19 protein-coding genes are annotated in these 24,541 nt (G+C 61.5%); 5 read left to right on the forward strand and 14 right to left on the reverse strand.

From position 1 onward, the window contains the following. Positions 1 to 19: 19 nt before the first annotated feature. A complete protein-coding gene (locus tag QMK55_RS00805) occupies positions 20 to 784 on the reverse strand; it encodes a hypothetical protein (RefSeq protein WP_102357502.1) in 765 nt (254 codons plus the stop codon). Positions 785 to 1,052: 268 nt separating this feature from the next. On the opposite strand from QMK55_RS00805, the gene mddA reads away from it, so the two are divergent. Both mddA and QMK55_RS00815 read left to right on the forward strand, forming a co-directional pair. Further along, on the forward strand, positions 1,053 to 1,796 hold the full coding sequence (mddA, locus tag QMK55_RS00810) for a methanethiol S-methyltransferase (RefSeq protein ID WP_320328413.1): 744 nt from the start codon (positions 1,053 to 1,055) through the stop codon (positions 1,794 to 1,796). A 122-nt stretch (positions 1,797 to 1,918) separates the two neighbouring features. Further along, the gene (locus tag QMK55_RS00815; RefSeq protein WP_320328414.1) at positions 1,919 to 4,300 is read left to right on the forward strand and encodes a DUF3772 domain-containing protein; all 2,382 of its coding nucleotides are present in this window, start codon (positions 1,919 to 1,921) and stop codon (positions 4,298 to 4,300) included. A 377-nt stretch (positions 4,301 to 4,677) separates the two neighbouring features. On the opposite strand, the gene QMK55_RS00820 is transcribed toward QMK55_RS00815, so the two are convergent. The 5 genes from QMK55_RS00820 to QMK55_RS00840 form a co-directional block, all read right to left on the reverse strand. After that, positions 4,678 to 5,442, reverse strand: a complete 765-nt coding sequence (locus QMK55_RS00820; RefSeq protein WP_320328415.1) for an ABC transporter permease — start codon at positions 5,440 to 5,442, stop codon at positions 4,678 to 4,680. Next, positions 5,442 to 6,641 carry an ABC transporter substrate-binding protein gene (locus tag QMK55_RS00825; RefSeq protein ID WP_102357496.1) on the reverse strand — a complete coding sequence of 400 codons (1,200 nt, stop codon included), beginning with the start codon at positions 6,639 to 6,641 and terminating at the stop codon, positions 5,442 to 5,444. Before QMK55_RS00825 ends, QMK55_RS00820 begins: the two co-directional genes overlap by 1 nt. Further along, positions 6,607 to 7,449, reverse strand: coding sequence for an ABC transporter ATP-binding protein (locus QMK55_RS00830; RefSeq protein WP_320328416.1), 843 nt, complete (start codon positions 7,447 to 7,449; stop codon positions 6,607 to 6,609). The genes QMK55_RS00825 and QMK55_RS00830 overlap by 35 nt, the downstream gene beginning before the upstream one ends. Then, positions 7,446 to 8,516, reverse strand: coding sequence for an acyl-CoA dehydrogenase family protein (locus tag QMK55_RS00835; protein WP_102357493.1), 1,071 nt, complete (start codon positions 8,514 to 8,516; stop codon positions 7,446 to 7,448). The genes QMK55_RS00830 and QMK55_RS00835 overlap by 4 nt, the downstream gene beginning before the upstream one ends. Before the next feature lie 64 nt (positions 8,517 to 8,580). Continuing rightward, positions 8,581 to 9,126, reverse strand: a complete 546-nt coding sequence (locus tag QMK55_RS00840) for a carboxymuconolactone decarboxylase family protein (protein WP_320328417.1) — start codon at positions 9,124 to 9,126, stop codon at positions 8,581 to 8,583. 103 nt (positions 9,127 to 9,229) lie between these two features. Between QMK55_RS00840 and QMK55_RS00845 the strand changes: the two genes are divergently transcribed. The 3 genes from QMK55_RS00845 (at position 9,230) to QMK55_RS00855 (ending at position 13,541) form a co-directional block, all read left to right on the forward strand. Next, entirely contained in the window at positions 9,230 to 10,141 is a 912-nt protein-coding gene (locus QMK55_RS00845; RefSeq protein ID WP_320328418.1) for an AraC family transcriptional regulator, read from the forward strand. Positions 10,142 to 10,227: 86 nt separating this feature from the next. After that, on the forward strand, positions 10,228 to 11,673 hold the full coding sequence (locus tag QMK55_RS00850) for a hypothetical protein (RefSeq protein ID WP_320328419.1): 1,446 nt from the start codon (positions 10,228 to 10,230) through the stop codon (positions 11,671 to 11,673). Between the two features lie 1,406 nt (positions 11,674 to 13,079). Then, complete coding sequence (locus tag QMK55_RS00855; RefSeq protein WP_102359155.1) at positions 13,080 to 13,541, forward strand: DUF3574 domain-containing protein; 462 nt, start codon at positions 13,080 to 13,082, stop codon at positions 13,539 to 13,541. Here QMK55_RS00855 and QMK55_RS00860 read toward each other — a convergent pair. The 8 genes from QMK55_RS00860 to QMK55_RS00895 form a co-directional block, all read right to left on the reverse strand. Beyond that, positions 13,538 to 14,902, reverse strand: a complete 1,365-nt coding sequence (locus QMK55_RS00860) for an APC family permease (RefSeq protein ID WP_320328420.1) — start codon at positions 14,900 to 14,902, stop codon at positions 13,538 to 13,540. The genes QMK55_RS00855 and QMK55_RS00860 overlap by 4 nt on opposite strands. A gap of 41 nt (positions 14,903 to 14,943) precedes the next feature. Next, positions 14,944 to 17,331 carry a TonB-dependent receptor gene (locus tag QMK55_RS00865; RefSeq protein WP_320328421.1) on the reverse strand — a complete coding sequence of 796 codons (2,388 nt, stop codon included), beginning with the start codon at positions 17,329 to 17,331 and terminating at the stop codon, positions 14,944 to 14,946. 1,253 nt (positions 17,332 to 18,584) lie between these two features. Next, entirely contained in the window at positions 18,585 to 19,640 is a 1,056-nt protein-coding gene (locus tag QMK55_RS00870) for a substrate-binding domain-containing protein (RefSeq protein WP_102359019.1), read from the reverse strand. A 25-nt stretch (positions 19,641 to 19,665) separates the two neighbouring features. After that, a complete protein-coding gene (locus QMK55_RS00875) occupies positions 19,666 to 20,691 on the reverse strand; it encodes an ABC transporter permease (RefSeq protein WP_320328422.1) in 1,026 nt (341 codons plus the stop codon). Then, positions 20,684 to 22,234 (reverse strand): sugar ABC transporter ATP-binding protein, encoded by a 1,551-nt coding sequence (locus QMK55_RS00880; protein WP_320328423.1) that lies wholly within the window; start codon positions 22,232 to 22,234, stop codon positions 20,684 to 20,686. Before QMK55_RS00880 ends, QMK55_RS00875 begins: the two co-directional genes overlap by 8 nt. A gap of 8 nt (positions 22,235 to 22,242) precedes the next feature. Next, positions 22,243 to 22,914, reverse strand: coding sequence for a methionine ABC transporter permease (locus tag QMK55_RS00885; protein WP_102359022.1), 672 nt, complete (start codon positions 22,912 to 22,914; stop codon positions 22,243 to 22,245). Beyond that, positions 22,911 to 23,711 carry a methionine ABC transporter ATP-binding protein gene (locus QMK55_RS00890; protein WP_102359023.1) on the reverse strand — a complete coding sequence of 267 codons (801 nt, stop codon included), beginning with the start codon at positions 23,709 to 23,711 and terminating at the stop codon, positions 22,911 to 22,913. The genes QMK55_RS00885 and QMK55_RS00890 overlap by 4 nt, the downstream gene beginning before the upstream one ends. Continuing rightward, the gene (locus tag QMK55_RS00895) at positions 23,708 to 24,517 is read right to left on the reverse strand and encodes a MetQ/NlpA family ABC transporter substrate-binding protein (RefSeq protein ID WP_102359024.1); all 810 of its coding nucleotides are present in this window, start codon (positions 24,515 to 24,517) and stop codon (positions 23,708 to 23,710) included. The genes QMK55_RS00890 and QMK55_RS00895 overlap by 4 nt, the downstream gene beginning before the upstream one ends. Positions 24,518 to 24,541: the final 24 nt, after the last annotated feature.

Raw genomic sequence — 24,541 nt, forward strand, 5'->3', positions numbered from 1 at the left:
CTTGATAGATGTCTGAACGTTATTGAATGGCGGTTTTACGGTTGCCAAGGCTGATTTGCGCGACGGCCACCAACAGCACGATGACGGTCAGGAAGATCGCGCTGGTCCAGGCAGCGCCCATACCGAGGCCACCATAGGTCTTGGCCTGAGTCAGCAGGTCGCCGAGGGAGGCGCCGAACGGACGGGTGAGGATGTAGGCGATCCAGAACGTCAGCACCACGTTGGCCCCCAGGCGCCACGCCAGCAGCGTCGCCGCAATCAGCGCGCCGAAAATCACCGCACCCACGGTGAAGCCCAGGCCCAGCGCTTCGGTCGCCAGATCGCCGGCAGCGGTGCCCAGGGCAAAGGTGCAGAGCACGGTGGACCAGTAGAAAAGTTCGCGACGCGGCGTGTTGATTTCGCGAATCGACAGGTTGCGCTCCAGGCTGAACCAGAGCAGGAAATTCAACGCCAGCAGCACCGAGAACACCGCCGTGCTGACGTACAGGCTGATGTCGAGCATGTCGGTCATGATGTCGGTGATCTGCGTGCCGACGATGCTCACCAGCACCACGGTCAACCAGTAGATCCACGGCGAGTAGGCGGTTTTGCGCATTTGCAGGAACAGCGCGCCGCCCAGCAGCAACGCCATGCCGATGCTGGTCCAGCCAGCGCCGAAACCCGCATCCACGGCCAGGAAGTCGGCGCCGGTTTCACCCACCGTCGTCGATAGAATCTTGATCACCCAGAAGGCCAGTGTCACTTCGGGGACTTTGTTCAGCCATCCGGTTTTAGCGGAATTCATGTGCGGGTAACCTCTCCTGAGCAGCGTCGAACTTGCGCTGAACGAACGATACGGCCCGATACTTAGCTGAGACTGAGGGCGCAAACCGATTTATCCTCGTCACCCGGCCGGAATCGGCATACGCTGCCAGATTGAAGGATCAACCCTCTTCAATCCCGACCCCAAGGTGCGAGTTTGCAGTCCACGCCATGACCGCGAGGCATGGATCATGAATACCTCTTCCCCAACATCCCTGCGACCCGTTCGCCGGCTCACCCACCTGTTCTATTTGCTGTACAGCCTGACGAGCTATCTGCTCTTTCTCGTCACCACCCTGTACCTGATCGGCTTTCTTGGCAGACTGCTGGTGCCCAGGCACATCGACTCGGGGCCACAATCCCCCCTCGCTATATCGATAGTCGTCGATATCCTGCTTGTCACCCTGTTCGGCCTTCAGCAGAGCATCATGGCCAGAAAAGGCTTCAAGGCCTGGCTCACCCGGGTGATCCCCGCCGCCATCGAGCGCGCCACCTACGTGTTATGCAGCAGTCTGGCGCTGGCGCTGCTGTTGTATGCCTGGCGACCGATTGCCCTACCGGTCTGGAGCGTTGAATCGCCCGCCCTGGGCGCCGTGCTTACGGGCCTGTTCTGGCTAGGCTGGGGGCTGGTGTTGCTGGCGACGTTTCTGATCAGTCACTTCGAGCTGTTTGGTCTGAAGCAGGCCATTCGGGCCTTTCAGGACATCCAGCCAAAGCCCTCGGGTTTCCTCACGCCATCGCTGTACAAGGTGGTCAGGCACCCGATGTACCTGGGCTTTCTGATCGCCTTCTGGGCGACGCCGGTGATGAGCGTCGGACATCTGCTGTTCGCCCTGACCAGTAGCGTGTACATCCTGATCGGCGCGCATCTGGAAGAGAAAGATCTGGTCAGCGCTTTCGGCCGCCAATACCTGGACTATCAGCAACGCGTCGGCATGTTGCTGCCGTTTCGCAAAGCAGCGCGGGCGGCCAACAATCGGAAAAAAACGCCTTAGTCGGGAGCGTACCGGGCGCGGCTGAAGCACCGCTCCGCCCGGCTCACCGGAAATTTTTCTCGGCAGCCGGTTCGATCACCTAACCTCATAGATTGTGTGATCAACGAGAACCGGCCCTACCCATGCGCAATGCCTTGAAGTCATTGTTTTTTGTGACGCTGATCCTGCTCGCCCCGGGCGGTTCGACGCTGTGGGCGGCGGACTTACTGACGCCATCGATGACCACCACGATACCGTTGGTGGAAGTCTCGCAAAGTGATCTGCAAGCCCTGCAATTGCGCCTCGACGGGTTGAAGCAGCAGATTTCCGCTGCCAACAATTACAATCAGCTCGAAGGCCCGCAGGACCGGGTACAGGCATTCATCCTGGATGTCGATCGCTTGTCCGCGTCGTTGTTGCCGCAGCAGGCGCAACTGGCCGTGCAATTGGGAGTGCTCGGCGCGGCACCGGATACGCAGATCGCCGCCGAACAAGTCGACATCGCCGCGCAACGGGCGACGCTCAGTGAGCAAAAGACCAGGGTCGATACCACGCTCAAGAGCCTCGCTGCGCTCAAACAAAGCGCTGCCGACCTGATCACGCAAATTGCCGGCATCCGGCGCACGCTGCTCGAAAGCGAACTGACACTGCGCACCGACAGTATTCTGAGTCCGGACTTCTGGTCGCCTTTGGTTTCGCCGGCGCCCGACGACCGGCAGCGGCTGATTTTTTTCATCGATCAGGTAAACAGCACCTGGGCCACGGTCTGGGCACCCGGGCAGCGGCTTTTCACTTGCGTGCTGGTGCTGTTGGCGGCGGTGTTCTGGACCGCCGGACGTCGCCTGGCCGAACGCGGGCTGACCTGGCTGTGCATTCACCGTATGCCGGAGGGACGTCTGCGCCGCAGCGCGCTGGCGTTCGCCTCGGCACTGGCGACGTTGGGCACCACCGCCATCGCCCTGCACCTGCTGTTTTATGCCTGCACTCGTCACGCGCCATTGACCCCGGTGCTGTCGACGTTTTCCGAAGAATTCGAAAAAGCCGTGTACGCCTGCGTCCTGATCACCGCCCTGAGCCGCGCGCTACTGTCGACGCAACATCCGTCGTGGCGGCTGCCAGCGATCGCCGATGCCGTGGCACTGGCGCTGAAACCCTATCCGCGGATTCTCGCCGCCACCCTGTTGGTGCTGGTGACGCTGGTGCAGGTCAGCAACGCCACTGGCATGAGCAGCCAGATCGTGATTGCCGAGCGCGGGGTGATCGCCATTGTAGTGATCGCAATTCTGGTGCCGATGCTGATGCGCACCGGCAGGGTTCGCAAGGCGTTGATCACCGCCAATGACCCGGCGGCGGGCAGCACGTTTGCCGGGGTGATCTACAGCGTTGCCACGGTGTCGATGTGCATCTCGGCACTGGCGCTGCTCACTGGCTACGTGTCGCTGGCGCGGTTCATCACCTATGAACTGGTGTGGGCCTATATCGTGCTGTCGGGGTTCTATTTGCTGATCGAAGTGGTCAGGGACGCCTGCGAATACCTGTTCTCTCCGCGCTACTCCGCCGGCAAAACCATCAAGCAGACACTGGGCATGGGCGATCGACGACTCGAGCAAATCTCGACAGTACTGTCTGGCGTCAGCCGCGCCGGGCTGTTGTTGCTGGCGATTATCGCGCTGTTCGTCGGCGGCATCGGTACCACGCTCGGCCAGTTGACCACCAACATCATGGGCATCCTCGGCGGCGCCGGGTTACGCAAGCTGAACATCGTGCCCGGCCATCTGATCAATGCGGTGCTGGCGCTGCTGATTGGCATCTACCTGATCCGTGCCCTGCGCCGTTGGCTCGACAACGAGTTCCTGCCCAAGACCGACATGGACCCGGGCATGTGCGCGTCACTCAGCACACTGTTTTCCAACATCGGTTATGCCGCAGTCATCCTGCTGACCCTGTCGTCACTGGGTGTGCGCTGGACCAACCTCGCGTGGATCGTCAGTGCGCTGTCGGTGGGGATCGGCTTCGGCCTGCAGGAGATCGTCAAGAACTTCGTGTCCGGGCTGATCCTGCTGACCGAGCGCCCGGTAAAGGTCGGCGACCTGATCAGCATCAGCGGCGTCGAGGGCGACATCCGCCGGATCAATGTGCGGGCCACGGAAATCCAGCTCAGCGACCGCTCCATCGTGATCGTGCCCAACTCACAGCTGATCTCGCAAAACCTGCGCAACGTCACCCTCGGCGGCAGTGCCCAGGGGGTAGCGAGCCTGGAACTGATGTTCCCGCTGGACATCGACCCCGAGCAGGTCAAGGAACTGCTGCTCAATACCTACCGGGAAAACGAGAACATCCTGGATAAGCCGGCGTCGTACGTGCGTTTCAGCAAACTCTCGCCGGAGGGCATCACCCTGACGGTGACGGGCTATGTCGGCAGCCCGCGGATAGTTGGCGGGACCAAGAGTGATCTGCTGTTCGAGATTCTCAAGCGCCTGGGGGATGCCGGTATTGCGCTGGCGAAACCTGCGTCGAGTCCCTGACAGACCATCAAAACCTGTGGGAGCAGGCTCACTCCTACAGGGTTCTGTGCTGAACACGAATTTGGCGACTGGCCAAGATCATTGTGGGAGCGGGCTTGCTCGCGAATGCGCCGGGTCAGGCAAAGGGGTGTTGACTGACACGGCCCCTTCGCGAGCAAGCCCGCTCCCACAGGATTCTGTGGTGAACACGAATTTGGCGACTGGCCAAGATCATTGTGGGAGCGGGCTTGCTCGCGAAGGCGCCGGGGCAGGCAAAGAGATGGTGACTGACACAGCCTCTTCACGAGCAGGCTCACTCCTACAGGGGGTACCTGCTAACCACAGGATCGATGGCTGGCAGAAATCCCTTGTGGGAGCGAGCCTGCTCGCGAATGGGTTCAGGCCGGCGCCCAGCGCCGGTGCAGCCACCGCGCAAACGCGTCCAGCGCAAAACCCAGCACGCCGATCAGCAGCACCATCGCCATCAGTTCCGAATACGCCAGGCGGTCCCGCGTGTCGAGAATGAAGTAACCCAACCCAGCGCTGACCCCAAGCATTTCGCACGGCACCAGCACGATCCACAGAATGCCGATCGACAGCCGCACGCCGGTCAGCACATGGCCGAGCACCCCGGGCAGGATCACCTTGCGCAGGGTTTCCCAGCGGGTGGCGCTGAGGCTGCGACTGAGCTGCAGCCAGCGTGGGTCGAGTTGACGCACACCGGCCACGGTGTTGAGCAGGATCGGCCACACCGCAGCGAAGGTCAGCAGAAAGTAGATCGGCTGATCGCCAACCCCCATCAGCATCACCACCACCGGCATCCACGACAGCGGCGAGATCATCCGCAGAAACTGAAACGCCGGCGTGGTCGCCGCTTCCAGATGCCGGTAGCTGCCGATCATCAGCCCCAGCGGTACACCAATCAGCAATGCCAGCAGCAGGCCGAGCAGAATCCGCTTCAGGCTGACCAACACATGCTCGTACAGCTCCGGGCGCAGCAGCAGTTCGCCGAGGCTGGCCAGCGTGGTTTCCGGGGAAAAGCGCAACGCCAGGCTGTCGTTGCCGCCGAGCAGATGCACGCCCAGCCACCACAACAGCAACAGGCACAACAGCCCGGCGACACCCAGCGCGCCGTGCAAGGTCGAGGAAGATCGCTGACGCATCAGAGGCTGAACTCCTCGCTGCGCTCGAAGCTTTCCGGCAAGCCGAATGCCTTCATCCCGCCGACTGCAGCAATGGCATTACGCACGAAGCGATCGTCCACCAGATCCCTGGCGGACTGCTGCGGATCAAGGCTGGCGAGAAAACCCTTGTCGCCTTCGATCAAAGTGTCCTTCAGGCGCTTGACCAGTTCCTCGGTGTAGCTGGGGAACGGGTACGGCTGGAAATCGATGCGCTGCTCGTCCCAATGGCTGTGCTGGATCGCCCCGCTGCTCAGGTACAACTCACGGTCGCTGGCGGCCGGCGACAGCACCCGGTCGAGCACTGGTTGCGCGTGGGGCGTGTAGCGATTGGCGCCGTCCTTGGACAGCAGTTTGGCCGCCTCGGCGCGGTTGTCGCGGGTCCAGACCTGCGCCTTGACGATGGCGTTGACCACTTTCTGCGACCACTCGGGGCGGTTGTTCAGGTCCTGCTCGTGCATGAACACCACACAGCAGGCGTGATTGCGCCAGACGTCGCCGGTAAAGCGCTGCACGCGACCGACCTTGAGTTCCTCGGCCAGCGCGTTGAACGGCTCGGCGACGATGTAGCCGGCAATCCGTTTGGTCGCCAGGGCCGGCGGCATGTCCGACGGCGGCAGCACCAGCAGGTTGACCTCGTTCGGCGCCAACGCGGCGCTGGCCGGCTTGCTCACCGGCACCAGGCCGTGATCGCGCAACAGCTGCTGCACTACCACGTTATGGATCGAATACCAGAACGGAATCGCCACCGACTGCCCGCCCAGTTGCTTGACCTCGGTGATGCCCGGCGCCACGGTCAGGCCCGAGCCGCCGACGTGGTTCCACGCCACGACCTTGGCCGGCACCTTACTGCCGTAGCGCGCCCACACGGTCATCGGCGACAGCAGGTGAATCACGTTGACCTGCCCGGAAATGAACGCCTCGATCACCTGCGCCCAACTGCGCAACAGCACCGGACGCTCGGCCTTAATCCCTTCGGCCTCGAACAGGCCATTGTTGTGCGCGACCAGCAACGGCGTGGCGTCGGTGATCGGCAGATAACCGATGCGCACCGGCGCGTTCGGCTCGGATGCAGCGCGGGCGTTCAGGCTGTTGAGCAGCGGCAACGCGCCGCCAGCGGTCAGCAAGGCGCTGAGTTTGAGGAAGTCACGACGTGTGTGAGTGAAGTCGTCCAGGCACATGGTCAATCTCCAACGTAGCGGGCACAGGTTGAGTGAGAGGATTGCGGCTCGCCCGCCGAAGGGTTTTGAGAATGTCGATACGCAGCGCACCCAGTTCCTCGACCAGCTCGGCCCGCGGCTGAGGCAAGTCGATGCGCCATTCGCCGAGGATGTGCGCCGGGCTGTTACCCAGTAGCAGAATCCGCTCGGAGAGCAGCAGGGCTTCGTCAATATCGTGGGTAATCAAGACGGCTGCGGTGTGGTGTTCGGCAATCAGTTGCAGGAGCAACTGCTGCATGTCGGCGCGGGTGATTTCATCCAGGGCGCCGAACGGTTCATCCAGCAACAATACCTGCGGCTGACGCGCCAGACAGCGGGCCAACGCGGTGCGCTGGGCCATCCCGCCAGACAGCTGCGCCGGGTGCTGCAACCGCGCGTGTTCGAGGCCGACAGCAGTAATCGCGTGGTCGATCCGCGCCTTGCGTTGCTCGGCCATCAGGTGCGGCTGACGGGCGAAATCAAGACCGAAGGCGACGTTCTTTTCCAGGGTCAGCCACGGCAACAGGCTCGGGTCCTGAAACGCCACTGCCACCCGTGGGTGCGCACCAGTCAGCGGTTCTCCGAGCAGGCTCACCCGGCCCTGTTGCGGCGCCTGCAAACCGGCGAGCACCCGCAGCAGACTGGACTTGCCGACGCCGCTGGGCCCGAGGATGCTCACCACTTCGCCAGGCTGCAGTTGCAGATCGAAGTGTTCCAGCACGGTGTGCCAGCCCTTCTCTCGTGGGTAGCCGAGGCTGACGCCCTGCGCCTCCAGCAACGCTGCAGTCATGCCGTCGCTTCCCGTTGCTGCCGCTGCAATTGGGCGCGCAGTTGCACCAGGCTCGGGGTGACGATCGGCACGAACGCCGACTCGCGCCAGCGCCGGGCAAAACCACTGCCGTGCGCGGTCAGATACGCCTTGCCGCCGCTGGCCTGCAATTCCAGTTGCACGGCGTTGGCGGCGGATTCGGCCAGCGCAATGCGCACCTGGAACAAGGCACCCGGCTGGGTCAGGAAACGCCCATCCTGCAAGCCTTGCTTGAGCTCGCTGACGGTCTGCGCCAGTTGCTCGCGTTGCTCATGTAGCGGCTCCAGCAGAATCGAACGACCATCCTGCAAATGCCCTTCGACCTCTGCCAGCGCACGCCGCGCCAGACCGATCGCCATGCCGCACTGCAAGCCGAGAAACGCCGGGCGTACCGCCGGCAGAAACTGGCGCGCATCCTCGTGCAGCAGCCATTCACGACCAACCGCCACTTGGGCAAAATCGATGGCCGCGGTGTTGCTCGATTGCAGCCCCATCAGTTGCAGATCGGCCGAGCGCTGCACGCCGGCGGCGCCATCAGGGATCGCCAGCACGAACGGCGCACCGCCCTCCTCGTGCTCGATCGCCGCCGCCACGACAAACCCGCCTTGGCGCAGATTGGTCACCCAGTGCAGGCGCCCGTTCAAGGTCCAGCCGTCAGTGGCACTGGCCGCGCGCACTTGCAGCGCTTCGATGCCGGACAGGAACTTCATCGCGTTGGACAAACCAGTGGCCCCGGCCAGCTCGCCGCTGAGCAGCGACGGCAGCAGTCTGTCCCGGAGCGCGGTGTTGGGGCTGTGCAGCAGGTATTCGATAAAGGCGCGTTGGCCCCAGAACACAAACGCCGCCGCCAATGAATGGCTGGCAACGGCCGCCAGCGTTTCCACGGCATCACTGACGTGACCACCGCTGCCGCCCTGCGCCGGGCTGATCCCCACGCGCAGCACCCCGGCCTGCGCCAGTTGCGTCAGCACCTGCTGCGGATCGCCGTCGCCCGCATCCAGGGCCTGGGCGTTGTGTTCCAGCCATTCAATCAATGCCGGATTGAGCATGTCGTTTCTCTCCTTGTACGCAGCCGCATCAACCATAGACGATGCGGCCTGAAGCGCTCGCCGATTACGCGCGATACGCGGCCAGCTCAGGGTTGAGCGGCGTGTCGGCAAACACGTTGGCGAAGTTGCACAGGGTCGCCAGGCTGACACCGAGGATCACCTCCAGCGCGTTACCTTCGGTGTAGCCGGCGGCCTTGAATTGATTGAAGGTCTGATCACTGACCTTGCCTCGGGTGGCAATCACTTCGCGGGCAAACGCGGCCAGGGTTTCCAGTTTTTCCACGGGTACGCTGGCTTTCTCACGCAGCGCACTGACCACTTCCGGCGGCAGTTTTGCCTTATTCAGCGCAACCGCGGTATGACCTGCGACACAGAAATCGCAACCATGGTTGGTCGCAGCAATCAGCTGCACCACTTCGCGCTCGGCGAGGCTGAGTTCGGCTTTGCCATTGAGCGCCGATACCGTAACGTAGGTTTCCAGCGCGGCCGGGGCGTTAGCCAATACGGCCAGCAGATTGGGAATGAACCCGGAGTTCTTCTGCGCATTCTCCAGGAATGGTTTGGCGGCTTCGGGAGCGCTTTGCGCAGTGTGTAGAGTGACGCGCGACATGGAGTGGACTCCTGCTGTTGAGTGTCCGGCCAGTCTGTTGGTTATAAAAATTCCGATCCATATTCTAAAGTAGCGATTACTTGCTCCTGAGTGTTTCCATTAGATGATTTCGTCCAGCCCACTGGTTGATTGGTTATTAGAAAGCCTTGAACTCGATGCCAGCCTGTTCCACATCGGCCGCTATTGCGGTGCCTGGCACGCCAGCACGCACGGGCTGGCGCGCGCCAGTTTTCACCTGATCGTGCAGGGCCATTGCTGGTTGCACATCGACGGTCATCCGGCGGCATTGCGTCTGGACAGCGGCGACGCGGTATTTCTGCTGCGCGACCTCAACTACCGGCTCTCCAACACTGAAAATCCGGCCATCGCTCAAACGCTGCCGCGCATGGCCATGACTGCGCTCGACAGCCAGGCACAGGACGGTGTCGGTCTGGTCTGCGGCTTCTTCCACTTCAAGTCCGGGTTGTCATCGCTGATCATCGAAGGCTTGCCGGACTGGATCATCCTGCGTGCCGGCGACCCGGGTTCCAGTGCGGCGCGGGCCTTGTTCGAGTTGATCCTGCAAGAATGCGAACGCCTGCCGGCGCCCTCCTCGGCACTGCTCGAGCGCTTGAGTCATCTGCTGTTTCTCTACGTGCTGCGCCAGCAAATGGCCGACAACCAGCGACTCGGCGGCCTCGTGGCACTGGCGCGCAATCCGCAGTTCGCACCGCTGCTGGATCAATTGATCGAGCAGCCGCAATTGCCGTGGTCACTGGAAAGCATGGCGGCGCGCATCGGCCTGTCGCGCTCGGCGTTCTTCAAACGCTTCAACGAACTCGCCGGGCAATCACCAGGGCAAGTGCTGTTGGCGCTGCGCATCCGTCACGCCTGCCAGTTGCTGCGCGCCAATCACACGGTGGAGCAGGTGTGTGCGGCGGTGGGGTATCAGTCGATTGCCGCGTTTACCCGGGCGTTCGCCAAGTCGGTGGGGGTGCAACCGGGGGCGTATCGCAAGCAGCATGAGGGACGCTGAGCGACATGTTAATATGCCATCACTTTTTGTCTTGATGGTATGTCCCCCGCATGGATGCTTTGATTCGGCGTTTCAGTGGTTTGTCGTTGATCACCCTTGCCTTGGCGCTTGGCGGATGCCAAAGCCCTGCAAAAAAACAGACCGCGGCCGACTTTGACGCCATGGGCCGGGAGGAGCTCAACGCGGCTCTGGCCCTTCAGCCGCAATCAAATTCCATCGTGCGTGAGGGTGATTACGTCACCTATGTGGTGATGGAACTCGACGGCCACAACACTCGCCATCTCGTGCGCTTTGATGCCGACTGTCACTTGCCGGGCGCTCAAATGGCTCACCTGACCAGCGGAGGAATGCTCCAATTCGCGGTTGATCGCAAAAGTGCAACGGCAGAAGGCAGACAGATGCCTGGCGCAGAGAAACAGCTGTTTTTGCAAAGCGCCCAACTCAAGCAGGTGTGTGCCCAGACTCCGGTACCTCAATGGCGTGTCATTGCCGCGCCGCAGCAGCAGGATTGGCAGTTGCTCGACCGCGCCAGCCTGATTCAAAAGGACGGCCAGACGTTGTTCTGGTCGGCCCGGGTTCCCGCTGCCGAGGCGCTGATGCCACGGCTCAAGGGGCTGTACTCGCAAGTACGACAACGCTGGAGCGCCGATTGTGCCCAGCAACGATTGACGTCTCTCAGCACGTTTTACCTGGACAAGAACAACCGCGTGATCGGCGGCGCGATGGTCCAGCAACCGGCGGCGTTGCAAACGCTGGATGCCGATGCGCGTCAACTGCTGATACTGGCCTGCGGCACGCAGCAGGCGCTGGATCAATACAAACCCTTCCCCGGCCGAGCGCAAACCGCCTTTGTGTTGCCTGATCCAGAGCTGCCTGCCTCGGTTGTGAAATCCATTGAGACATTGAAACTGCCAGCACCGGAAAAAGACATTACGCAACTGCGCATTTCCTTCAAGGACTTCAACGAAGCACATGAGCAAGCGCTCGAAAACAAACTGGACCTGTCGATTCTCAAGAGCGCCAGACGCCGTGAGCTAGGGCGCCTGGGGCGTGACACTCGCTATCAGCCCTACGAGCCCGGCAAACAACTGATCGAACGTTACGATGGGCAAACACGGCAAGCGGTCAAAGTCAGTTTTCGTGGATTGATCAAACTTGCCAGCGTTGACTACACCAACGACCATTACGGAATCAGAGTCAGTAATGACGGCATCTCCGATCTCCGATTCGAAGGTGACTGGATGAACATGCCGGTCGGTGCGCACTTGGCCTACACCGTGCAATGGTCCTTTGCACCATACAAAAAAGATGCGCCGCAAAGGCTGGATGCGAAATTTGCATGCCAGGTGGAATCGCTGAAACCTGCCAGCGAGTTTTATCCATCGTTGAGCGGTACTGCCAAGGTCATCACTTGCACCGGCGAGAACGAAACCGCCATGTATGCCTATCTGCAAACATACGGATTATTTGTGCCGGTCGACGCCGGGAGCAAGTTTGGCTACGGTCAGTTCAAGATCGAAGCGGCGGAGTGAGGCGCCCGTAAAGCGAGAGAATCACGCAAAACCTGTGGGAGCGGGCTTGCTCGCGAAAGCGCTGGGTCAGTCACTGAAGATATCGACTGGGCTGGCCTCTTCGCGAGCAGGCTCACTCCTACAGTTCTTATTGCGGTGAGCACAGATTCTGCACCCGCCACAGATCCTTTGTAGGAGTGAGCCTGCTCGCGATTGCGGGGTGTCAGTCAATGAAGATGTTGACTGGGCTGACCTCTTCGCGAGCAAGCCCGCTCCCACCGTTTTACTGCGGTGAACACAGATTCTGCACCCGCCACAGATCCTTTGCAGGAGTGAGCCTGCTCGCGATTGCGGTGTGTCAGTCAATGAAGATGTTGACTGGGCTGACCTCTTCGCGAGCAGGCTTACTCCTACAGTTTTTATTGCGGTGAACACATATTCTGCACCCGCCACAGATCCTTTGTAGGAGTGAGCCTGCTCGCGATTGCGCTGGGTCAGTCAATGAAGATGTTGACTGGGCTGACCTCTTCGCGAGCAGGCTCACTCCTACAGTTTTTATTGCGGTGAACACATATTCTGCACCCGCTACAGATCCTTTGCAGGCGTGAGCCTGCTCACGATTGCGGGGTGTCAGTCAATGAAGATGTTGACTGGGCTGACCTCTTCGCGAGCAAGCCCGCTCCCACCGTTTTACTGCGGTGAACACAGATTCTGCACCCGCCACAGATCCTTTGCAGGAGTGAGCCTGCTCGCGATTGCGGGGTGTCAGTCAATGAAGATGTTGACTGGGCTGACCTCTTCGCGAGCAGGCTCACTCCTACAGTTTTTATTGCGGTGAACACATATTCTGCACCCGCTACAGATCCTTTGCAGGCGTGAGCCTGCTCGCGAAAGCGGTGTATCAGTCCATGCAGATATTGACTGGGCTGAGCTTTTCGCGAGCAGGCTCACTCCTACAGTTTTTATTGCGGTGAACACATATTCTGCACCCGCTACAGATCCTTTGTAGGAGTGAGCCTGCTCGCGATTGCGCTGGGTCAGTCAATGAAGATGTTGACTGGGCTGACCTCTTCGCGAGCAGGCTCACTCCTACAGTTTTTATTGCGGTGAACACAGATTCTGCACCCGCCACAGATCCTTTGCAGGCGTGAGCCTGCTCGCGATCGCGGGGTGTCAGTCAATGAGATGCTGGATGTGCCGACGCCTTCGCGGGCCAACCCGGCTCCCACAGATTTCGCCGCGCACACACGTCCGGTGAACGACAGCAACACTGTGGGGCCGCAATACACGTTATTGATCCAACCCCTGAAAGGTTACTTTTCTTATTCCACAACTCGCACATAGACCCACTTTTTAATCTTTTATCGCTATTAACCTCGCCCTCTATAATTGCGCGTCTGCACTCAACTCATCAAAAGGGATGTTCCATGCAAAGACGCCTGTTACTGGCTGCGCTGTTCGTTGCTGTCGCCGGGTGCGCCAGTCCTCCTGCGGTTTCCGTGCATACCAAAGACCCCGCCAGTTCGACCCTGCAAGGTGACGCCACGCGTCCGGCGCAGGCGCAGTGGATCCGCACCGAGTTGTACTTCTCGGTGGGCACGGTGGATGGCAAGGAAGGCGCAGTCAGCCCCGCGCGCTGGCGCGAGTTTCTCGATCAGCAAGTCACCTCGAGATTTCCCGACGGCTTCACCGTGTTCGATGCCTATGGGCAGTGGCGCGATCATGGGGCAAAGGAGCCAGAGCGCCTGAGCACCAAGGTCATCGTGATCCTGCACGAGAACAATCTGCAGAATGACGGCAACATCGAGGCGATTCGGCTGGCGTACAAACGCATCACCGGGGATTTGTCGGTGCTGCGCCTGTCGCAACCGGCGCAAGTTTCGTTTTAATCAGCGACCTGCCCGAGAGCTTGCCGAGGCGTCGACGCCAGGCGGCTCAATCCCGCCAACAGCAACGCGCCCACCAGCAACACACCAATCCCCAGAAACGCGCCCCACCCCACCACCGTCACGCTCGAATAGAGCATGTACAGGCACAGACCGAAAAACAGCAGTGGCAACAGCGGATACAACGGCACCCGGACCGGCCTCGGCACCTCGGGAAAACGCCGCCGCAAAATGATCAACGCCAGGCTGCTCAAACTCAGAAACAGCCAGTACACCGGTGTCAGGTACTCGACCATGGTGTTGAAACCGCTCTGGGTGAAACTGCCGAACAGCACCAGCAACAACGCCACCGCGCCCTCCGCCAGCAAGGCCTTGCGCGGCACGCCATCGCGTTCATTCCACTCGCCGAAGCGGCGCAACTGCGGCACATCGCGGGCGGCGGCGTAGGTGGTGCGGGCGCCGACCAGCAAGGTCGAATTGATAGTGGCGATGGCCGCGATGCCGACCATCAGCAGAATCAACAACACCCCCGGCGCGCCGAACGCCCGGTTCAGCAATTCCACGGCGGGCGCGTTGCTCGCGGCCAGTCCGGCGAAACCCAGGCCTTGCACAAACGCCCAGTTCAGCGCCAGATAAATCGCCATCAGCAGCGTCAGCGCACCGAGCATCGCAATGAATATGCCGCGTCGACCGTCGCGCACTTCTGCCGACAACGTTGCCGCATCGCTCCAGCCGCCGAACGCGAGAAACACGAAAATCATCGCCGCCGAGAACCCGGCCATGCTGGTGTTTTCCGGCGTAACCGAGACGCTCGGCGGCGGTGCTTCGATTCCCTGCCACGCCAGCCACGCCCCGGCGCTGGCAATGCTCAAAAAGCCCAGGGCCAACAAGCCCACCAGCAAGGTCTGAGTGATGAACCCGATGTGCTTGCCGGTGAGATTGAGCAGTACCAGCGCGGCGATTATTCCACCGGCAAACAGCCCCGAGCCGTAGCGCCCCAGAGGCACCACGGCGTTGAAGTAATCGGCAAACATGAACGCAGACAAGGCAATCCACCCGGTGTGCATCACCGAAAAACGCGACCAGGCGAACAGAAACCCGATGCGCTCGCCATAGGCGGTGCGCAGAAAGTGATAGTCGCCGCCCGGATGCGGAAACGCCGTGGCCATTTCGGCGAAGCATAAGGCCCCAATCATCGACGCCAGGCCGCCAAGAACCCAGACCCAGTAGAAATATTCCGGCCCGACGTTCAGCGCCACGGTCGGCGCGGTCTTGAGGATGTCGGTGGTGATCACCATGCCCAGCGTGATCAGTAGCGCCTGTAACACCGGCAGATGGCGCTTGGGGCCGTTCGAGTGACTCATAAATTGTCCCGCAGAAGGTCCGCCATCCGTGGCGGTTCGGCTCAGAAGCCGTAGGTGGCGCTGGCGTAGTAATAGGCGCCGTTGGTGCCGATCGGCGACAGCACGTCGTACGGCAGGTTGCCGCCGTAGTTGATCGCCGAGCCGGAGCGTTCCGGGTAGTTGTCGGTGAGGTTGTTGCCGCCCAGCGCCACGCTGAATTTCGGGGTGAATTTGTAGGTCACCTCGGCGTCCAGCTGCCACACCGCACCGTAGGTCTGCTCCGGCTGCGAGTCACCGAAATCGAACACTCGGGTGGTCTCGCCCTGGCGGGTCAGACGGCCGAGCAAGCCCCAGTGTTCACTGGCCCAGTTGGCCGAAAACACGAAACGATCCTTGGGCGCGGCGTCGGTCAGGGTGTTGGTTTCTTCGACGCCGACCAGGGCGTCGCCACCGATGCCCAACGCGCTCAGTTGCGACGGCGTGCCTTTGGTATGGGTGACTTTGGTGTGGTTGTAGGTGTACGCGGTGGTCAGGCCCAACGTCCCGTCATACAGCGGCTGGTGGTAGTTGAGCACCAGTTCGGCACCGTGGGTACTGGTGTCGGCGGCGTTGGTGAAGAAGTTGACATCGTGGACCCCGGCGACGCCGAAGGTGTCGTTGATGTATTGCTCCATGGCGTCGCTGCCGATGCGCTGCGACAGGGTGATGCGGTCCTTGACGTCGATGCGGAACACATCGAGCGAAGCGTCGAAGCGCTCGTTCAACTGAAAGGTCAGGCCGAGGCTGAAGTTCTTCGAGGTTTCCGGGTCGAGCTTTTGCGCACCCAGCGCACGTGCAATCGGATCGTTGACCGAGAGCACGCGAATGTCCGTCAGGGTGCCGCCTTCGCCGAAGTTGCTGGTGGTGTTCTGGAAACCGCTCTGGGCCAGCGACGGCGCGCGGAAGTTGTTCGACACCGCGCCGCGCAACGCCCACTGTTCGGTCAGTTTGTAGCGGCCACTGAGCTTGCCGGTGAGTTTGCTGCCGGCATCGTCGTAATGTTCCCAGCGGGTAGCGGCGTCGACGAAGAAGCGGTCGGTGAGATCACCCGAGACCTCGGCGTAAGTAGCGAACACGTTGCGGTCCAGGTCCGACTCTTCGCTGGGGCGCAAGCCGTTGGCGCCGTCAGCCCCGGAGCCTATGTACGAGGCCTCGTCGCCGGCGTAGGTCAGGTAGTTTTCGTAGCGGTATTCGCCGCCCAGCGCCAGTACAAACGAGCGCCCGCCGAGGCGCAATTCACGACTGAAATCGAGGTTGGTGGTGGTCTGGCGCAGTTCGTAATCGCCGGTGTCGAACCGGGTCGGCGAATCTTCACCAAGGCTGACGTTGAGGGTGCGACGGGTGGATCCGTCAAAGCGGTTGCGGCCATGGGTGACGCTGCTGTCGAAGTCCCAGTCCTCGCCGATCATGCCTTTGAAACCGGCGGTGGCCGAGATGTCCTTGTTGTCGCCCAGCGACTGCGGCAGATAGCCGTTGGGATAGAACTGCGGCTGCTCGTAAGGGTAGCGATAGAACTCGGCGCCGGTGGTGTGGCGCTGGTTGTAGGTGCCAAAACTGTAGGCCTTGCCGCCGGCCAATGGCAGCTCGCTGTTAAACCACAGGTTGACGTCCCGCGCCAGGCCGTCGCCCATCACGTAGTTGCGCTGCTCGGGGGCGTCGGCGAAACCGTCGAAACCGGCGCGGTTGGTCGGGTTGCGATTCTTGTACTCGGTGCCGCCGCGAATGAACCCGCCCTCTTCACCCAGGCGCGTGCCGATCTTGGCGGTGGTCACGCTGTTCTGACCATCGGTGGTGGTGCGACCAATCGCGTCCTGATGAGTGTGATAGGCGCCGTAACTGGTGGACACTTCGCCGCCCTCGGGGGCGTCGTCGAGGATGATGTTGATCACTCCGGCAATCGCATCGGAACCATACTGCGCCCCGGCGCCGTCGCGCAGGACTTCGATGCGTTTGATCGCGCTGATGGGGATCGAGTTGAAATCCACTGGCGCCGTGCCGCGACCGATTTTCGAGGAGTCGTTGACCACCGCCGACGTGTGGCGGCGCTTGCCGTTGACCAGCACCAGCACCTGATCCGGGCTCATGCCGCGCAACTGCGCGGCACGTACATGGTCAGCACCGCCGGAGTTGGACTGACGCGGCATGCTGAAGGACGGCAGCAACGTCTGCAGCGCCTGGCCCAGCTCGCCATCGGCAGCGCCAGTGGACTTGAGGTCGGCGGCGGTCAACACGTCCACCGGCACTGGTGAATCCAGCACCGTGCGTGCGGTACCACGGGTGCCGGTGACCAGCACGGTACCCAACCGTGGGTCATCGTCAACGCGTGGGGAGGTGTCTTCGGCTTGCGCCGGAAGTTGCCAGATCGCACCGACAACCGCGATGGCCAGTAATGAACGGGAACGCTGATACATGTGACAGCTCCTTTATCGCAGCTAATACCCGGCCGTTGCCGACAATGGAAAGTCGGCAATCAATGCACGGCAATGTCTGCTGTAGTTTTAGAAATCAGGAAGGCGGTGAAGGCTGTTTTAACGTGATTAGTGGGTGAAGCGCAGGATCCCCAAAGTTAGTTATTCCCCCTGAAAACCGATGCTAGACGAGCTGGCATCGGGTGCAAAAGAACCAATAACGCTTAGGTTAGATCGCAGCCGTTAGTTGTTTTCAGGGCAACACAAGTGTTGCCAGAACAACAGCAATGCAACTAACCAACAACTAACCCAAGCATAATCACCGGCCCTGTTGGAGTGAGCTTTGCTCGCGAAAGCGGTGTATCAGTCCATGCAGATATTGACTGACACCCCGCAATCGCGAGCAGGCTCACTCCTACAGTTTTTATTGCGGTGAACACATATTCTGCACCCGCTACAGATCCTTTGTAGGCGTGAGCCTGCTCGCGATTGCGGGGTGTCAGTCAATGAAGATGTTGACTGGGCTGACCTCTTCGCGAGCAGGCTCACTCCTACAGTTTTTATTGCGGTGAACACAGATTCTGCACCCGCTACAGATCCTTTGGAGCGAGCCTGCTCGCGATTGCGGTGTATCAGTCCATAAAGATATTGACTGGGCGGGCCTCTTCGCGAGCAGGCTCACTCCTACAGTTTTTATTGCGATGAACACAGATTCTGCACCCGCCACAGATCCTTTGTAGGAGTGAGCCTGCTCGCGATTGCGGGGTGTCAGTCAATGAAGATGTTGACTGGGCTGACCTCTTCGCGAGCAAGCCCGCTCCCACCGTTTTACTGCGGTGAACACAGATTCTGCACCCGCTACAGATCCTTTGCAGGCGTGAGCCTGCTCGCGATTGCGGTGTATCAGTCCATGCAGATATTGACTGGGCGGGCCTCTTCGCGAGCAGGCTCACTCCTACAGTTTTTATTGCGGTGAACACAGATTCTGCACCCGCTACAGATCCTTTGCAGGCGTGAGCCTGCTCGCGATTGCGGTGTATCAGTCCATGCAGATATTGACTGGGCTGACCTCTTCGCGAGCAGGCTCACTCCTACAGTTTTTATTGGGGTGAACACAGATTCTGCACCCGCTACAGATCCTTTGTAGGTGTGAGCCTGCTCGCGAAAGCGGTGTATCAGTCCATGCAGATATTGACTGGGCTGACGTCTTCGCAAGCAAGCTCGCTCCCACAGGGATTTGTCGTTGGATGAGGTTGTCAGTTCGCCACAGGAATCCACTCGGCCCGCGCCACATTGGCGGTATCACCGAAGGCCGGGAGTTTTTGCGCGAGGTCGCGGACGTTTTTCACGTCCAGGTCCAGTAGCTGCTGACGGGTGATCAGGGTCGGCGGTACCAGCACCTGATGCCCCGGATTTTCGCCGGCAATCAACATCGCCAGACTGCGCACGCTGATCGCCCCCGCCACTTGTGGATTGACCGCCGCTGTCGCCGCCCAGGCGCTGTCCGGTTCTTTCATGATCTGGATGTCGGCGGTGGAAATGTCGGCGCTGTAGATCTTCACCTTGCGCCCCAACCCGGCCTCGTCGACAGCAATCTTCACACCTTTGGCAAACTCGTCGAACGGCGCGAAGATCACGCTGATTCCCGGATTGGCGCGCAACACCGCGCTGGCCTGATCCGCCACCGAGTTGGCAATCGGCGGGTTGAGCGTGCCGAACCGCGCCTTTTCGATGATGCCCGGATTGGCCTGTTTCACCTGGCTCCAGATCTCGTCGCGGCGCTCCATCGGCGTGAAACCGCTGATGTACACGTAACCGGCGTCGAACCGCGTGCCGTTGTCCTTCACCGCCTGATCCAGCGCCAGTCGCGCCAATGCGTGGTGATCCTGCTCGACCTGGGTCACCTGCGGGCTGTTCAGATCGACGTCGAACGCCACCACCTTGATGCCTTTGGCGATCGCCCGGTCAATCGGCCCCTTGAGGGTTTCTGCCAGCCCCAGTTGCACGATGATCCCGTCAACGCCGAGGTCGATCGCCTGATCGATCATCTCGCCCTGACTCGCCGCCTGCTGCCGCGCATCGAATACCCGCAGGTTGGCCCCCAGCGCTTCGGTCTGTTTCTCCACGCCGCGCAGATACGCCTCGGGAAAGTCTCCGGAAAACAGATAGCCGACCAGGGCGATCTGCACCTGGCCCTTGTCGAACGGCGCCGGCGCACCCGGTAACGCCTTGGCCTGGGCGCTCAGGGCCAGCGCCGAGAACATGGCCGTGGCGAGGCAATGGCGCGCGAACTGTTTGAGTGAACCGTGCATACGACTTTCCTTGAACGATGTCGGCTCAGCGCGCCCGATGCGCGAGGCCGAAGGTGAACATCAGGGCCAGCACCAGCACCAGTCCCTTGACGAAATCCTGCGCGTAGTACGGCGCGTTGAGCATGGTCAGGCCGTTGAGCAGCGAAGCCACCAGCAGTGCACCGACCAGCGTGCCGAAGGCGTTAGGCTTCTTCGCGCCGAGCACGGCAAAACCGATCAGCGCCGCACCGAGGGCGTCCAGCACCAGACCGTTGCCGGAGCTGACATCGCCCCGGCCCAGGCGCGCCGCCAACAGCAGACCGCCGAGCGATGCGAGCAGCGCCGACAGCACATAAGCGAGCAACTTGAAGCGCTGCACCGGTGCCCCCGCCAGCCGCGCGGCCTGCTCGTTGCCGCCGATCGCATAAAACAAACGGCCGATGCGCGTGCGCTCGAGAAACAGCCACACCGCCAACGCCACCAGTGCGGTGATCAACACCGGCACCGGCACCACCTCCCACAATCGCCCACGCCCCAAGGCGAGAAACGCCGCACTGAAGGCACCTTCGGTTTCCTCGCCATTGGGCAAGGTCATGCCCACCGCAATCGAGCGCCCGCCCGTAGGAATCAGTTGCACACCAATCACCAGAAACATGCTGCCCAGCGTCGCGAGAATGTCCGGCACCCGCAGCTTGACGATCAGCCAGCCATTGAGCAGCCCGACCAGTGCGCCACCGGCCAGACTGATCAGCACCGCCGGCACCGCGCCCCAACCGAGTACCACCATCACGTAACTGGCGATCATCAGGCTCATCGCCGCCACCGCACCGATCGACAGATCGAGCCCGCCAACCGCCATGGTCAGCGTCACACCCAGTGCCAGCAGCGCAACGATCGACACCGATTGCAAGATGCTGAACAGATTGCCGATGCGCAGAAACGCCGGCTCTGCAACGCTGAAAAACACCACGATCAGCGCCAGCAGCCACAACAGGCCGTAGCGGATCAACGCTTGCAGCAGGCGCTCGGCGGGTGCCGCTGCGCTCGATAACAGTGAACTCGAATCAGGCACTCGCGCTGCTCCTTGGCGTGGCATGAAAGGGGTGTTCGATGACGTCGCTGCCGGCCAGCGCGGCGACCAGCGTGGCGCGCTCCAGGCCGGCGCGCGGGTAGTCGGCGACCACCGTGTGATCGCGCACCAACAGAATTCGGTCGGCGACTTCCAGGGCTTCGTCGACGTCAGCGCAAATCACCAGCGTCGCCCGGCCACCAGCGCTGTCGCGCAGCAGTTGCCCGATCTCGCGGCGGGCGCGCACATCGACACCCTGAAACGGCTCGTCGAGAATCAACAGCCGCCCTGCCCCAAGCAACCAACGGCCCAGCACGACCTTCTGTTGATTGCCACCGGACAGCGCGCTCATCGGCACTTCGATTCCAGCGGTCTTGATCCCCAGCGCCGCGACTTGCGCCTCGACCGCGGCGGCTTCAGCGCGATTGCGAATGAACCCGGCGCGAGTGAAGCGTTCCAGAAACGGCAGCGTCAGCGTGCGGCGCAGGGAAAAATCCGCTACCAATGACTGACTGGCCCGGTCCTCCGCCGCGAGAAATACACCGCTGCGAATCGCTTCCCTTGGCGAGCCCGGCAAAAAGTCCACGCCATCCAGTTGCAGGCTACCTGCCACGGCTTTACGCAGGCCGAACAACACTTCGGCGATCTCGCTTTTGCCGGCGCCGAGCAGCCCGGTCAACACCACGACTTCACCTTCGTGCAGGTCAAAATCAAAACTGTTCGAGCGTGAAAAAATCTGCAGGTCGCGCGCACCCAGGACTTTTCGCCCCACGGTGGCGGGCGTGTAGGTGCGCCCGTCAAGCGCCTGCCCGAGCATCGCGTGCACCGCCTCTGGCAGCCGTCGCGCGCTGAACTCGCCGGCCAGTCGCCCGTCACGCAACACAATGGCGCGATCCGCCACCCGTTGCAGATCGGACAAGCGATGGGAGATGTAAACGATCGCCACCCCACGGCTGCGCAAGGTGTCGATCAGGCCAAACAGGCGCTGGGCCTCGGCATCCGACAACGCCGCCGTCGGCTCATCCAGAATCAGCAGACGCGGCTGCAAGGCAAAGGCCCGGGCCAGCACCACCAACTGCCGTTCGGCCTGGCCCAGGTGTTCAATGCCTTGCTCCAGCGGCAACACCAGGCCGAGTCCGGCGGCGATGCTCGCGGCGCGCTCCAGCAGGCGCTTGCGGTTGAGCCAGAAGTCGGCGTCGGGTTTGCACAACTCATCGAGCAGCAGGTTTTCCGCCACGCTCAAACCGGGCGCAATGCCCTCGTTGATTTGCTGATGCACCGCGACAATCCCCACTCGCCGCGCCGACAGCGGTGAGCTGAACTGACGAGGCTGGCCATCGACATAAATTTCCCCGGCATCGGCACTTTGGCTGCCGGCGAGAATCTTCACCAGCGTCGATTTGCCGGCACCGTTGGCACCGAGCAACGCCACCACTTCGGCGGGACGAATCTGCAGGCTGACGCGATCCAGCGCGCGATTCGAGTCGAAGCTCTTGCTCAGTTCACGCACTTCAATCAGCGGCCTGGAGGCCACGACCACACTCATAAATGTCCTTAACGTCGATGGGCCAGCGACCGCACCAGCCGGTCACCGAGGCTTTGCACGCCCTGCACGAGAATGACCAGCACCACCACGGTGGCGACCATCACTTCATTGTTGAAACGCTGATAGCCGTAACGGATCGCCAGATCGCCCAGCCCGCCACCGCCAATCACCCCGGCCATGGAAGAAAAACCGATCAGCATCACCAGCGTCAGGGTGATCCCCGCCAGCAGCGCCGGCAGCGCTTCGGGCAACAGCACCTTGAAAATCACATGACAGATGTCGCCGCCCATGGCGAGGATCGCTTCGATCCGGCCCTGGTCGACTTCGTCCAGCGCGTTCTCGACGATCCGCGCAAAAAACGGAAACGCGCCTATGGTGATCGGCACCACCGCCGCCGTGCTGCCCAGCGTCGTACCGACCAGCAGACGGGTCAGCGGAATCAGCGCGATCAGCATCACCACGAATGGCAACGAGCGCCCCAGATTGACCAGCGAACCCAGCGCCGCATTCAGCCGCGGCATCGGCCACAGTCCGTCGCGCCGGCTGACAAACAGCAACACCCCCAGCGGCAAACCGATCAGCAACGTGAACAGCCCGGCGAGCAGCACCATGTACAAGGTTTCACCGGTGGCGTTGAACACCAGTTGCAGAATTTCATCCCAGTTGATTGTGCGGTTCATGACTGCGCCGCCCGCACGCCGTATTGCTTGAGGAAACTCAGCCCCGGCGCGGCGTGCCCCAGTGGCAGACCACAGGTCGGACGCAGCGAGGCGCCCAACAGCGACTGCGGATCCGCCAGCAAGCGCGGCACCGGCCCGGCCTCGACCAGTCGCCCGTCGGCCATGGAAGCAGCGTGATCACAGATCGACTTGACCACGTCCAGCTCATGGGTGATCAACACGATGGTCAGGCCCAGTTGCCGGTTGATGTCGCGCAACAGTTCGAGAATCGACGCGGTGGTTTCCGGGTCCAGCGCACTGGTGGCTTCGTCCGACAGCAGATACGCCGGCTCTGCTGCCAGGGCGCGGGCAATCCCCACCCGTTGTTTCTGACCACCGGACAACTGCGAGGGAAAGGCCTGCGCCTTGTCACTCAAACCGACCAGTTCCAGCAGCTCGCGCACCCGCACATGACGCCACGGTTTGCCAACGTTGGCGATCTCCAGCGGCACGGCGATGTTGTCGAACACGGTGCGCGAGTGCAGCAGGTTGAAGCCCTGGAAAATCATGCCGATGCGCTGACGCTGGCGGCGCAGCTCGCTGGGCGACAGCGTCAGCAGGTCCACGCCGTCGATCAGGATCCGCCCGCTGTCCGGGCGTTCGAGCAGGTTGAGGCAACGCAGCAGGGTCGATTTGCCCGCACCGCTACGCCCGAGAATGCCGTAGACCGCGCCGTCGGGAATGCTCAGCGACACCTGATCGAGTGCCGGCGTGGCGGCCGCCGAATAGGTTTTGCTCACCTGCTCGACGACGATCATGGCTTGGCATCCACCACTGGAATCACCGAGCCATTGAAATTATCGGTGATGTATTTCGCCACTTGCGGCGAAGTCAGATCCTTGGCCAGTTGCGCGATCCGCGGATCGTTCAGCAACTTCGGCGTGGTCACCAGAATGTTGGCATACGGATTGTGCTCGGCCTTCTCCAGCCCCAGCGCATCCCTGGCCGGCACCAACCCGGCTTCCAGCGCGTAGTTGCCGTTGATCACGGCGAGGTCGACATCGTCCAGCGCCCGGGGAATCTGCGGCGATTCGATTTCAAGAATCTTCAGCTGTTTCGGGTTCTCGGCGATATCCTTGGGCGTCGCCTGATCGGCCGCCGGATCCTTGAAACCGGGCTTGAGTTTGATCAGGCCGTTGTCCTGCAACAGGTACAGTGCACGGCTCAGGTTGGTGACGTTGTTGGGTACAGCCACAGTGCCTTTTTCTGGCACCTCGGCGAAGTTTTTGTGCCGGCGCGAATAAATTCCCAGCGGCTCGATATGCACCGTGGCCGCCACCGCCAGTTGCTGCCCCAGCGCCTGCTCCTGGGATTTCAGGTACGGCAGATGCTGGAAGTAATTGGCATCGACATCACCGTGCACCAACAGCTCGTTGGAGTTCACGCCGTTGGGGATTTCGATGACCTTGAGGTTGAGCTGCGGATCGATTTTCTGAATGTAGGCGAGGATCTGCGCGTGGGGCACCGGATCAGCGGCCACCCGCAACGGCTCCAGCGCCTGAGCGCCAAACGAAGTCACCAGCGCGCCGAGCACGGCCAGGGTCAAACCTGCTTTTTTCAACATGTGCGTAGTCCTTGAGCGAGTGAT

This window comes from Pseudomonas sp. P8_229 (assembly GCF_034008635.1).
In the GTDB taxonomy this organism is placed as follows: Bacteria; Pseudomonadota; Gammaproteobacteria; order Pseudomonadales; family Pseudomonadaceae; genus Aquipseudomonas.